This window comes from Cupriavidus necator N-1 (genome assembly GCF_000219215.1).
Taxonomy (GTDB): Bacteria; Pseudomonadota; Gammaproteobacteria; order Burkholderiales; family Burkholderiaceae; genus Cupriavidus; species Cupriavidus necator.
The window spans coordinates 1,760,356-1,773,073 of the sequence record NC_015726.1 but is presented as its reverse complement, the minus strand read 5'-3'; the positions used below and the strand labels follow the sequence as shown (position 1 = coordinate 1,773,073).

The window sequence follows — 12,718 nt, the reverse complement described above, 5'->3', positions numbered from 1 at the left end:
CCAGGCGTATCCACGAAGTCAGCCGTCACGGTGCTTGCCATGAGCTTGCCCCCGGCCCCTCTCCCGCAAGCGGGAGAGGGGAGCAAAGCCCCCCTTCCAGGTCAGGCATCCAGCCAGACGTTCTCCGCAAACGAATAGCCCATCAGACCCCCCAGCGGGATCGGTGACAACCCTTTAAGCTTCGACGAATGTCCGTCGATGCTGGCCAGGAACAACGGGATACCGATGCCGGCGTCCTCATGGATCATGGACTGCATGTCGGCATACACCTGCCTGCGTTTGCCGGTATCGGTCTCAGCCCGCGCCGCCAGCAGCAGCTGGTCGAACTTGGGGTTCTTCCAGCGCGATTCGTTCCACGGCGCATCGGACTTGAAGAACTGTGTGAGGATGGTATCGGCGCTGGGGCGCGGGTTGACGTTGCCGAAGCCCACCGGGCTGTTGAGCCAGTGGTTCGACCAGTAGCCGTCGGCAGGCATGCGCTTGATGTCGAGTTCCAGGCCCACACGCTGCGCAGTCTGCTGCATCACCATCGCGATCTCCACCGAATACATAGCGGCCGGCGAGGTCACCACCGGCACCTTGCCCGTCACGCCGGCTTTGCGGAAATGGAACTTCGCCTTTTCCGGGTCGAAGGGTCGCTGCGGCAGTTCCTTGAAGAAGAACCGGTTGGTGGGGTCGATGGGCTGGTCGTTGCCGACCACCGCATAGCCGAGCGCGATCGCCTTTTTCATCTGCTCGCGGTCCTGCAGGTACTTCATCCCCATCAAGAAGTCCGGGCTCACGCCAGGACCCACGTCCTTGCGCATGATCAGGTCTGAGTATTGCCCCGATTGCGTGACGAGGATGCCGTAGCCAGGCGTACCCTTGACGCGGGCCACGGAGCGCGGGTTGACAGAGGCCACCAGGTCCATCCCGCCGGACAGCAGCGCGTTGACCCGCGCACTGTCGTCGGCGATTCCGACGAACTCGATTTCGTCGAGATAGGGCTTGCCGGGCTTCCAGTAGGCGCCGTTGCGCACCACGAGCGTGCGCACGCCGGGCCTGAATTCCTTGATCTTGTAAGGTCCGGTACCGATGCCTGCGCTGAAGTCGGTGGTGCCATCCTTGACGATGAGGAAGTGGAAGGTGCCCAGGATCACCGGCAGGTCGGCATTGGGGCTGGTCAGCACCACCGTGACCTCATTCGGGCCAGTGGCTTTCACGCTCTCGATCTGCTCGGCCAGCACCTTGGCCTTCGAAGCGGTGGCGGGGTCCTTGTGGCGCATGATCGAATACACCACGTCGGCCGGGGACAATGCCTTGCCGTCGTGAAAGGTCACGCCCTTGCGCAGCGTGAAGACCCAGGTCTTGGCGTCGGTGGTGTTGAACGACTCGGCCAGGGCAGCCCGCGGCGTCAGGCTTCTATCGAGCGAGGTCAGCCCGCTGTAGACCATGTTGCAGCGCACGTAGTCGTTCTGGTTCGACTGCTTGGCCGGATCGAGCGTATCCGAGGCGGCTGCCGTGGCGACGGCCACGCGGATACGGCCACCACGCTTCGGTGTCTCTGCATGGGCCTTGACGGCCACGCCGGCCAGGCTGCCGGCCAGCGTGGCCTGCATGCCGCCTGCCAGCAGCATCGCCAGCACGTCACGCCGCGTGGCGCCACGCTTGAGCAGACCCATCACACGAAGGCTTTCGCCGGGGCCGACAAGGTTCTCGAACTCGTTACCGCTATCGTTCATGGTTGGTTGTGCTCCTGATTATTCTGAGTGGGAAACAGAGGGATCGCGGCGAAAGCTCAGCAGGTGCGCAAAGCTCAGGCAAGCCGGTCCTTGAGCTGGTAGTACAGGCCTACCGCCGGCAGGAACCACGGCGGGCCGAAATGCCCGGGAATGGCGGGCCAGTCGCGCTCGCGCCATGGATTGGCAGCCGCGTCGCCGGCCATCACCGCAGCCATGCGCTCGCCCATGTGCACCGACATCTGCGTGCCGTGGCCGCTGTAGCCCATGGAGTAGAACAGCCCGTCGCGCTCGCCGGCATGCGGCAGGCGGTCCTGCGTCATGTCGACCAGTCCGCCCCAGCAATAGTCGAGCCTGACGTTGCCGAGCTGCGGGAAGATCTCGGCCAGGCCGGCGCGCAGGATCTCCCCGCTCGCAGCATCCTGCTGCGGGCTGGAGACGGCAAAGCGCGCCCTGCCGCCGAACACCAGCCGGTGATCCGGCGTGAGGCGGAAGTAATGGTGAATGTTCGCCACCGTGACATAGGTGCGGCGTTTGGCCAGCAGCGCCCTGGCACGTTCAGCGCCCAGCGGCTCCGTGGTCACGATGAAGCTGCCGATCGGCACGATGCGCCGGCGCAGCCAGCCGAAGCTGCCATAGCCACCGTGGCGCGAAGCCCCGGTGGCGAGCAGCACCTGCCGGGCCAGCACCGTGCCGCGCGCGGTGTGCAGGCGGTGCACCTGGCCTTGCACGCGCTCGATGCGGCGCACGCAGGTGCCAGTGTGGATCTGTGCGCCGTGGCGCTGCGCGGCCACGGCCAGGCCTTGCGCGAAGCGGCCCATATGCATCTGGCCGCTGCGCTTGTACAGCAGGCCGCCGTGAAAACGCTCGCTCTGCACCTCGGCACGCACGCGCGCCGCGTCGAGAATTTCCACGTCGGTATCCACGCCGTCGGCAACCAGGCGCTCGGCGCTGCGCCGCAGCGCTTCCATCTGGTGAGCCTTGGTGGCGAGCTTGAGCTTGCCGTTGCGCTGGAAGTCGCAGGCAATGCCCTCGTCGCGCACGATGCGCTCCACGGTATCGACCGCGTCGTCATAGGCGTGGTACCAGCCGCGGGCGCGTTCCACGCCCACCCTGGCAGCCAGCTCCGCGTAGTCCACCGCCAGCCCGTTGTTCACATGGCCGCCATTGCGCCCCGAGGCCTCGGGCGCCACGGTGGCCCCAGCCTCCAGCACCACCACGCTTGCGCCATGTCGGGCCAGCGCCAGCGCCGCCGAAAGCCCGGTGAAGCCACCGCCGACGATGGCCACATCGACCTGCGGCGGCAGTTCGTGCGCGTCCAGTGCCAGTGTCGGCACCGAATCGTTCCAGTAGGAATCAAGCTTCATGGTGGGGACGGAATTGTGGAAGGTCAGTTCAAAGACCGACGACACCGGGCAGGCCACCGATATCCTGGATCTCGGTGTAGCGGTACGCCGCGTTGCCCGGGCCGTGACCACGGTTCACGAAAACCTTGTTGACGATGCCGATGTCGTCAGCCGACATCAGGTCGTAGCGCAGGCTCGACGACACGTGCAGCACATCCTCCGGGTTGCAGCCCAGCGAGTCGAGCATGTACTCGAAGGCCTTCAGGCGCGGCTTGTACGCCTGGGCCTGCTGCGCGGTGTAGACGCGGTGGAACGGCGCGCCGAGCATGGCCACATTCTTCTGGATCTGGGCATCCGAGGCATTCGACAGGATCACCAGGGGAATCTCCTTGGCGACCTTGGCCAGGCCGGCGGGCACATCCTCATGCGGGCCCCACGTCGGCACGGCGTCATAGTACTGCTGGCCATCGGTGTCGAAGTACTGGATCTTCCACTTCTTGCACAGGCGGCGCACGGCGTTCTTCAGCACCACTTCGTAAGGTTGCCAGTCGCCCAGTACCTCGTCGAAACGGTAGGCGCTGAAGTCGGCGATGAACTGCTCCATCTGCTCAGCAGGGATGCGATCGGCGAACAGCTCGCGCGTCATTTCGCCCATGCGAAAACGCGTAAGCGTGCCATAGCAGTCGAAGGTCACGTACTTGGGACGGAAGGTCATGGTCTCTGATCCTCAGGGTTTTCCGGTCGGCGACCGGCGTGGAGCCGCGCATTGTCCGGCGCGGGCGACAGAATTATTTCGAAGGGATTAAAGCACGCGGCCGCACCGCGTTTATATGGAAATGAGCCCATGGCACGCGGCGAAACTGCGGTTTGTCATGGGTCCCGCGGCATGTCATGCGGTCGGCACCGCAGGGGTGCGCAGGCGAGCGATGACGCACCGCTAACGCGCCGCAGCAAAATCGATCAGCACGCTTTTGAAGCGCAAATTCGCCTCCACGGCCTGGCGCCCCAGATCCTTGCCGATGCCCGATTGATGGTAGCCGCCGGTGGGAATCACAAAATCCGAACTGCGCCCGTAGCGGTTGATCCACACCGTGCCGGCGGCGATGCCGCGCATGGCGCGCAGCGCTCTTCCGATATTGGCAGTGTGTACGCCGGCGGCCAGGCCGTAACGCTCGTGCGAGGCCAGCGCCAGGCCCTCTTCCTCGTCGTCGAAGGTTTGCACCGTGAGCACCGGACCGAAGATTTCCTCCTGCACGGCAGGATTGTCCGCGCGCACGCCCTCGATCAGCGTGGGCTGGAAGTATGCGCCGCCCGGCCCGCCGTCGAACAGCCCGCCGCCGCTGCGCACCTGCGCGCCCGGGCCGCACGCGCGCTCGACGATGTCGAGGATGCGCGCCGCCTGCGCTGCCGAGATGATGGGCGGCAGCGTCGCCGCGTCATCCCAGGTCGCACCAGGCCGCTGCGCGGCAAAGCTTGCCGCGACGCGCTCGACCAGTGCCTCGGCGATGCCGCGCTGCACAATCAGGCGCGAGCCCGCGACGCATACCTGGCCCGCATTGCCGGTGATGGCGCCGGCAATGATGCCGGCCAACCGGTCGAGGTCCGGCGCATCGTCGAATACCAGTTGCGGGCTCTTGCCGCCCAGCTCCAGCGTGACTGGTTTGGGGCCATGCAAGGCGCAACTGGCCATGATCGCGGCGCCCGTCTGCGTCGATCCGGTAAAGGTCATTTTCGAGATCAGCGGGTGGCGCGTGAGCGCATCGCCCGTGGTCCGCCCATCGCCCTGCACCACGTTGAACAACCCCGGTGGCACGCCCGCCTCGATCGCCAGCTGAGCCAGGCGCACGGCGGAGAACGGCGTCATCTCGGAAGGCTTGAGCACTACCGCGTTGCCGGCGGCAAGCGCCGCGCCCACCTTCCACGACACCATCACCAGCGGGAAATTCCACGGGGTGATCGCTCCCACCACGCCATACGGCTCGGCCACCACCATGCCCAGGTGATCGTGCTGCGTGGCCGCCACGTCTCCACCGATCTTGTCGGCGTATTCGGCGAAGAATCGCAAGCCTTCGGCGGTGAAAGGCACATCCCAGGCCGCGGCAGCGCGCACCGGCCGCGTGGAGCACACGGCTTCAAGCGGCGCCAGACACTGCACATCCGCTTCGATCAGATCGGCCCAGCGACGCAGCACGCGCGCCCGCTCGCGCGGGGCACGGCGCGCCCAGTCGCTGGTGCGCCACGCCTTCCACGCGTCCTGCACCGCCGCATCCACGGCGGCGGCGTCAGCCAGCGGCAGCTCGGCATGCACCTGGTTATCGGAGGGGCGCCGCACGGGAATGCGGCCGGCATCAGGTACGAGCCGTCCGCCAATGAAATGGCCCGAGGGAACGGAGACAGTCTGGGGGTCGAATATTTGCACGGAAGGCGGGGCGCCGCGGGTCGGCACCGTTAGTGGATTCATGACTAAATGCTAGACAAGAAGGCTCAGCATTTGCATTCGTTACGGACCGCGCTACCGCATCGAATTGCGAAACTGCCACCTCAGGCGGACGATTCTTGCATCCTACGTATAAACCCGAGGGCGTTCGGGCTCCGGCGCGGGGAACTGATGCTGCCGCTCTCCCGCTTGCGGGAGCGTCGGGGAGAGGGCAGGCGCTGGCAATACCGGACGGCGCGTTACTTCGTTGACGCAACGGCCCTCTCCCCCACTCCTCTTCCACTTCGCGGGAGAGGGGTGCGTTGCCGTGAGCTCTCGGCGCTGTCAGGTGTGCGAGCAGGCGATGCGTGACGGTTTGCGCCGTGGCATACCGACGCGGGTCACTTCGTTGTTATCAGGCTCTAGCTACCGCACGAGGCGCCACCATGTTCTCCGGGCGCAGGATATCGGCCAGCAGCTCATTGCTGATCAGCTGCTCGGATTGCACCAGCTCCACGACGGTGCGGCCAGTCTCCTGAGCGAGCCTGGCGATGCGCGTGGCATTCTCATATCCGATGTACGGATTCAACGCAGTCACAATGCCAATCGACCGCTGAACCAGTGCGGAACACTGATCCGGGTTGGCGGTAATGCCCTCGATGCACTCGCGGTCCAGCATCCGCACCGCCCGACCGAGTAGCCGGATGGAGTCAAAGAGCTTGTAGGCAATCAGCGGCTCCATGGCATTGAGCTGCAACTGACCCGCCTCGGCGGCCAGGGTCAGCGCGGCATCGTTACCTGCAATTTCATAGGCCACCTGGTTCATCGCTTCCGGAATGACCGGATTGACTTTGCCGGGCATGATGGAGCTACCGGGCTGGCGCGCCGGGAGGTTGATTTCCGCAAGGCCGGCCCGCGGACCGCTCGACAGCAAACGCAGGTCATTGCTGATCTTCGAGAGCCTCAGCGCGGTTTTCTTGATCAGGCCTGAGAGCAGTACGAAGTCGCCCATGTCCGATGTCGCCGCAATGAGGTTGGCTGCGGAACGGATCGGGAAGCCGGAGAGCGCCGCCAGCTCCTCAATGGCGATCGCCTGATAGCGCGGGTCGGCATTGATGCCCGTGCCGATCGCCGTTCCCCCCAGATTCACGGCGCATAGCGCAGCCGGGATGAGCGTGCGAAGCTGCTCGAGGTCCGCGGATACGGTGTCGGCCATGGCACGGAACTCCTGTCCAAGCGTCATGGGAACCGCATCCTGGAGCTGGGTGCGGCCCATTTTCAGGATGGCGTCGAACAAGGGCCAGTGCTTTGACAAACTCGGGATACTCGCCAAGCCGGCGGCCGGAGAGGTGAAAATTCTCCTTTGCCCGCAGCGTCTGCACACCGTAGTACAAGCTGTTATCGAGGTTGCGGACGCCCAGGAAGTCCTTCTCCTGGCGAGTGGATTGCAGTGTGGTCATGGTTTGGCTGAAGTGCTGATGGGTTGGATTAGGGCGCGGACGCCAGCGCCCGCCGGGCGACCTCGACAGGTCCGGCAGCAGATCGGCCACGGGTTCGGCGATCGTGCTCCACGTCACTAGCGGGCCTCCGCAGCGTCCGCCAGCGGAGCCAGCGTGGGAAAGTGATCGTCCGGAATAAGGACTTTCAGATCCGAAGGGCCATGAGAACTCTCCTGAGAGTTGGATGCCACGCAGATCTACAGCACAGTGGCGCAACCATGCTGCATGGCAACAAGCTTAAGAGCAGTCGTACCGACGATGGTACCGATCGCAACGCACCGTGCGGCAGTGAATTGCGTTTTGCCGCAGCGTACAAGCAGATTGTTGGGCCGCCTCGAAAAGCTTGGGCGGCCGTCTGTGTCGTGGGGCAAACTTGCGGTCGTCCCCGGGCCAGGACGTCAATTTGTCGTCGGACTGCGATATCAGTTCTGATTTCGGATCGATGCCATCGGCAAGGGATGGCACGTCGACAGCCTGCAAGCCCGCCAGCGCACAGCGTGCCGAAGGCGAGCACAAATAAAGAATTTCCTTCCGTTTTCCTGCCGGCTTACGCAAGCTCCCGTTGAATATCCCCGTCTAGAATTGGCCCCATTACCCGCAGCCCTGGTATCGACCATGGCGGAATCTCGTTATCTCTCAGGAAGATCGTCATGACGACCCGGACTTTCAACATCGCCGTGATCCCAGGTGATGGCATCGGCAAGGAAGTAATGCCCGAAGGCTTGCGCGTGCTCGATGCCGCCGCCAGTCGCTTTGGTATCCGCTTGAACTTTACCCATATTCAGTGGGCAAGCTGTGACTACTACGCCGCCACGGGAAAGATGCTGCCGGACGACTGGAAGACGCAACTTTCCAGCATGGATGCCATCTATTTCGGCGCTGTCGGCTGGCCGGACACCGTGCCGGACCATGTCTCGCTATGGGGGTCGCTGCTGAAGTTCCGCCGCGAGTTCGATCAGTACATCAACCTGCGTCCCGCACGCTTGTTCGAAGGCGTGCCCTGCCCGCTTGCCGGCCGCAAGCCGGGCGATATCGACGCGATCATCGTGCGCGAGAACACCGAAGGCGAATATTCGTCAGTCGGTGGTGTGATGTACGAAGGCACGGATCGTGAAGTGGTGATGCAGCAGTCCGTCTTTTCGCGGCTTGGGACCGATCGTGCGCTGCGTTTCGCGTTCGAGCTGGCGCGGCAGCGCCAGCGCAAGCACGTCACCGTTGCCACCAAGAGCAACGGCATTGCCATCAGCATGCCGTGGTGGGACGGCCGGGCCGCAGCCATGGCCGAGCAGTATCCGGACGTGAGTTGGGACAAGCAGCACATCGACATCCTTTGTGCCCGCTTCGTGCTGCAGCCCCAACGGTTCGACGTGGTGGTGGCTTCCAATCTGTTTGGCGATATTTTGTCGGACCTCGGCCCTGCCTGCACGGGAACGCTCGGACTGGCGCCTTCAGCCAACCTGAATCCGGAGCGCAAGTTCCCGTCGCTGTTTGAGCCGGTGCATGGCTCTGCGCCGGACATCTATGGGAAGAATCTGGCGAACCCCATCGGGATGATCTGGTCAGGCGCCATGATGCTCGATTTCCTCGACACCGATGCCGATGCCGATGCCGATGCCGGGCGGAAGGCGCACGATGCCATTCTTGCCGCCATTCAGCGTGTGCTGATCCACGGTCCGCACACCGCCGACCTCGGCGGCAAGGCGTCGACAACGGAAATGGGCAAGGCTATTGCTGCCGAAGTGGAAAACGCTTGACTGTGACGCCAAACAAAACAACTGCATCTGTGGCCCCGGCGGCAACGTCCTGATTCCCTCGGCGTCAGGACAAATGCTCTTGCAGCTCTTTTGCCTGACGCCAATCCACGGTATCAAAGCCCTCCTTGAAGAGGCCTTGTATCTCGGCGAGGATCTGCCGCGCCGCAAGGTTTTTGCCCTGGCTATGCCAAAGCCGGGCCAGGCTCAGCGCGCACCGCAATTCGATTGACCTGGCCCCTTCGTCCCGGGCTAGCGCAATCGCTTTCAGAAAACACGCTTCCGCTTCATTGTCTTCGGCCGTCATCTGCAGCAGCAGTTCTCCCTTAAGCCGAATCAGTGTCGGTTCATCAAACCGTTCGCCTGTGCCACGTGCCAGTGTCAGCGCGTCTCTCGTGACGCGAAGTGCCGCGTCGCATTGTCCGGCTCTTCCATAAGCATCGGCTAGCAGTCCCAGAAGTGAGGGCTGCCCGAGTATCGCTCCGGTAGAATCAAGGGCGCTGAAGCCTTGCTGCATCAGAGCGATGCCGTCCTCATGAGAACCCTGCCCGGCGAGCGCCCAGCCGCGAAGGATCGTTCCCCACGCCAGATAGAGCTGGAACCCATGGTCATTCGACAGTGCGATCGCTGCGTTGGCACACTCCAGTGCTCGCTGCTCGTCGCACCGGCGCTGATGCAATTCAGCCGCGAATATCAGGCTCAGCGCCAGGCCGAACGGATCAGAGGCCTTTCTGGCCAACTCTATCGCCTCTTCACTTCGGGTGCAGGCCTGGTCCGGCAGGCCCAGATACCAAAGAATCCAGCTCAAGGTGCTCCGCATGTGAACGGCCGGGTTTCGCGCATAACGCAGAAGATGACTGTATGACTGCCGATCGGGCCGGTGCAGGGTCAGCGCCTCTTCCATGTGGGTACGGGCCAGGCTTAGCTTCCCCCGGCGGAACAGCGTCACCCCCAGAACGCGGTGCGCCTCCGCGAGCTGTTCCGGCTCCTGTGTGTCCTGCGCGAGACCGTGTAGGCGCTCTGCCAAAGCCTGCGCCGTTTCGAGTTGTCCCCGCAACAGATAAAAAGACCACATCCCCAACTGCGCAGAGAACAACTGTGGAGTTTCCCCGCCCTGTTCGCACAGGGCTAACGCACGCGTGTAGATCGTCTGCACCTCCGGCGCTCCATGACCTCGAGCAGTGATGCAGGCAATGCCAAGACCCAGCAGCAGGCTGAGTTCCTGGCGTGCACGTTCGGGAGTGTCAGGCAACGACTTGAGGAACTCGAGAGCAGCGCTGAGATGAGGCACCGCTTCGAGATGAGCTGACTGCTGCAAGGCCTGCTGACCCGCCAGCTCCAGATATTCGATCGCCTTCCGGGTATTGCCGCTCTTACTGTAATGGTGAGCCAACTCGCTACAGTAGTCCTTCAGCCGGCCTGGAAACAGTATCTCAATGGCCCGGGCCGTGCGTTCATGCAGCACACTGCGCCGGTCAGTCAACAGCGAATTCGCGACTACCTCCTGGGTAAGCGCGTGTTTGAACGCGTACTCCACTTCGGGGAATGCGGGACGCTCGTAAATGAAATCGCCGGCCTGGAGGTCGCTCAGAAGCGGGCGCAGTTGCTCTTCCGGTTGCGCGGTGACATGTTCGATTAGACTTAAGGGAAACTCTTTGCCGATGATCGCGAGGGTCTGCAGCAAGTCCTTCTGGGCGACCGGAAGCCGGTCGATACGGGCGGCGAGCACCCCTTGCACGGTCGGCGGAATATGAAGTGACAAAGGGGCCTTCTCAATCCGGTAGCTGCCGGGCTGGTCAAGCAAGACGCTCTCCTCGGCCAGTGTCTTCACGACTTCCTCCATAAAGAACGGGTTACCCTCGGTCTTCGCCTGGATAAGCAGTTTCAGGGGCACGAGCGAGGGATGGTCTCCCAGCAGGGCCGTGAGCAGGCCCTGTGCTTCCCCTTGCTCCAGGGGTTCCAGCTGCAATTGGGTGAAGTAAGGCTTCCGGTCCCAGTTATGCGCGTATTCCGGGCGGTAGTTGACGAGCAGAAGCAACCTGGTATCTGGCACATGCTCGATGAGGATATTGAGAAAGGCCTGGGTCTCGCTGTCCAGCCATTGCAAGTCTTCAAACAAGACCATCAGCGTCTGATTCCGGCTCTCACGCACCAGTAGCCGTGCAATGGCTTCGAATGTGCGCTGGCGCCGGATGGTGGCGTCCATCCTGGGCAGCGCCGAGCCCGCCTCTCTGATACCGAGCAGGTAAAGCAGGTAGGGCAAATGGTCCTCCAGTGTGCGATCCAGGGTCAGCAACCTGCCGGTGACTTTCTCGCGGTACAACCGTTCGTCGTCCTGCGCGGTGATCTGAAAGTAGTTTCTTAAGAGATCGATCAAAGGCAGATAGGGAAAGGCCTTGCCATGCGAAACCGAGAAGGTTTCGAGCACCATGCAGCCCCGCTGCGAACGTGCCTTGAATTCGTGGTACAGCCGCGACTTGCCGACACCCGCCTCGCCCGCTACTCCGACGATCTGCCCTTGCCCCGCCTTGGCCGACTCCAACGCCACTTGCAAGCGCTCCAATTCGGCCTGGCGGCCGACAAACCGCGCCAGACCGCGATGCGCCGCCACTTGCATGCGCGTGCGCAATGCGCCGAGGCCGAGCACCTCGTAGACCGCAAGCGGCTCCCGAATACCCTTTACGTGCGTGGTCCCTAGGCTCTTGAACTCGAAGTATCCCTCGGTCAGCTTATGGGTCGATTCGCTGACGAGAATCGACGACGGTGTCGCGACGCCTTCCATCCGGGAGGCGATATGGATCGTGTGCCCGACCGGGTCGTAGTCCGCGCGCAAGTCGTCCTTGCGGATCGAGCGTACGACCACCTCGCCGGTATGGATGCCGACCCGGATCTGCAGCGGGACACCCTGCTCCAGACGGACCCGGTCGCCATGGCGGCGCATCGCTTCCTGCATGCGCAGCGCTGCGTACAACGCCCGCAGGGGATGGTCCTCGTGCGCAATCGGCGCGCCAAATAGCGCCAGGATGCCGTCGCCCAAGGATTTGGCAACGTATCCCTCGTAGTGATGCACGGCCTCCATCATCAGCGCTATCACGGGGTCGATCAGCCCGCGCGCTTCTTCGGGGTCCAGGTCCTGGATCAGAGCGGTCGAGCCGGCCATGTCCGCAAACAGTGCCGTAATGGTCTTGCGTTCGCCGGCGGCCTGTCCCCTGGCCTCCATCGCCGCCTGCTCGGCGAGAATGCGTTCAGCGAGATGGGGCGGCGTGTAAAGAACCGGTGCGAGGACGGCGGGCATTGCCTCTGCGGCAGGAACTGGCGTTGCCGGCAGTTCCGTCAGGGGCACGCCGCAAGCACCACAGAACTTCGCCGTCGGGCTGGACTCATGGCCGCATTGCGGGCAAATCTGCGCAAGCCTTTGCCCGCACTCCTCGCAGAATTTTCCTCCCGCTGGGTTCTCGAACCCGCATTTTGTGCAGCGCATATCGCCCTCTGCCAGCCCTCGGCTGCCACGAACTCATTATGGTAGTTACAACTTTAGTTGTGTGAGCATCGATGGACGGCCAGAAGTGCGTCGGTGAGCGCTTCGTTAGGCCTGATAACTCGTATGTTCAGGCTTGCGATTCCCGGAAGTGAAGGCGGCAAAATCCCTTGCTGCGCGGCGAGCTGGCGTGTCGTATGAAGAACTGGACCAATCACGTCGGCCGCCACGCGTCTGAGCTGCATCGCATCCTGCTCCGACCAGGCTCGTACCTTGTCCAGCAGGTCCGGGCAGATCAGGCCCACAGGCCTGGATTGATAGCGCACGCTCGTCGCAAGCTTGGACGCGGTATGCGCACTGGCCAGCGCCAGGCGAAGGGACGGGCTTAGCCGCGAGTCGCTGCGGATTGCCGTGAAAGCAACTGGCTCGCTGGTGATCCATAGCGACGCAACGCCGGCTTCGTGCGCATCGACGCTCAACAATGCTGGCACCCCACGCCATACACATGGC

At 63.4% G+C, this 12,718-nt stretch carries 8 protein-coding genes; 1 reads left to right on the top strand and 7 read right to left on the bottom strand.

What is annotated here, in order from left to right; genetic code table 11:
• Positions 1–101: 101 nt before the first annotated feature.
• From CNE_RS08390 to CNE_RS08370, 5 genes are all read right to left on the bottom strand, one after another.
• Entirely contained in the window at positions 102–1,721 is a 1,620-nt protein-coding gene (locus tag CNE_RS08390; RefSeq protein WP_013956693.1) for an ABC transporter substrate-binding protein, read from the bottom strand.
• Positions 1,722–1,795: 74 nt separating this feature from the next.
• A complete protein-coding gene (locus CNE_RS08385; RefSeq protein ID WP_013956692.1) occupies positions 1,796–3,085 on the bottom strand; it encodes an NAD(P)/FAD-dependent oxidoreductase in 1,290 nt (429 codons plus the stop codon).
• A 28-nt stretch (positions 3,086–3,113) separates the two neighbouring features.
• On the bottom strand, positions 3,114–3,779 hold the full coding sequence (locus CNE_RS08380) for a haloacid dehalogenase type II (protein ID WP_013956691.1): 666 nt from the start codon (positions 3,777–3,779) through the stop codon (positions 3,114–3,116).
• Between the two features lie 222 nt (positions 3,780–4,001).
• Positions 4,002–5,525 carry an aldehyde dehydrogenase family protein gene (locus CNE_RS08375; RefSeq protein WP_049800555.1) on the bottom strand — a complete coding sequence of 508 codons (1,524 nt, stop codon included), beginning with the start codon at positions 5,523–5,525 and terminating at the stop codon, positions 4,002–4,004.
• 370 nt (positions 5,526–5,895) lie between these two features.
• Positions 5,896–6,777 carry a lyase family protein gene (locus CNE_RS08370; RefSeq protein WP_404997188.1) on the bottom strand — a complete coding sequence of 294 codons (882 nt, stop codon included), beginning with the start codon at positions 6,775–6,777 and terminating at the stop codon, positions 5,896–5,898.
• An 852-nt stretch (positions 6,778–7,629) separates the two neighbouring features.
• Here CNE_RS08370 and CNE_RS08365 point away from each other — a divergent pair.
• Complete coding sequence (locus CNE_RS08365; protein ID WP_013956688.1) at positions 7,630–8,733, top strand: tartrate dehydrogenase; 1,104 nt, start codon at positions 7,630–7,632, stop codon at positions 8,731–8,733.
• 64 nt (positions 8,734–8,797) lie between these two features.
• Here CNE_RS08365 and CNE_RS08360 read toward each other — a convergent pair whose 3' ends face one another.
• Entirely contained in the window at positions 8,798–12,211 is a 3,414-nt protein-coding gene (locus tag CNE_RS08360; RefSeq protein WP_013956687.1) for an adenylate/guanylate cyclase domain-containing protein, read from the bottom strand.
• A 53-nt stretch (positions 12,212–12,264) separates the two neighbouring features.
• Entirely contained in the window at positions 12,265–12,687 is a 423-nt protein-coding gene (locus CNE_RS08355; protein ID WP_013956686.1) for a hypothetical protein, read from the bottom strand.
• Between the last annotated feature and the right edge of the window lie 31 nt (positions 12,688–12,718).

Coding starts and splice junctions, on each gene's coding strand:
- CNE_RS08375 (WP_049800555.1), bottom strand. CDS start 5,525: ATGAATCCACTAACGGTGCCGACCCGCGGCGCCCCGCCTTCCGTGCAA.
- CNE_RS08380 (WP_013956691.1), bottom strand. CDS start 3,779: ATGACCTTCCGTCCCAAGTACGTGACCTTCGACTGCTATGGCACGCTT.
- CNE_RS08360 (WP_013956687.1), bottom strand. CDS start 12,211: ATGCGCTGCACAAAATGCGGGTTCGAGAACCCAGCGGGAGGAAAATTC.
- CNE_RS08385 (WP_013956692.1), bottom strand. CDS start 3,085: ATGAAGCTTGATTCCTACTGGAACGATTCGGTGCCGACACTGGCACTG.
- CNE_RS08365 (WP_013956688.1), top strand. CDS start 7,630: ATGACGACCCGGACTTTCAACATCGCCGTGATCCCAGGTGATGGCATC.
- CNE_RS08390 (WP_013956693.1), bottom strand. CDS start 1,721: ATGAACGATAGCGGTAACGAGTTCGAGAACCTTGTCGGCCCCGGCGAA.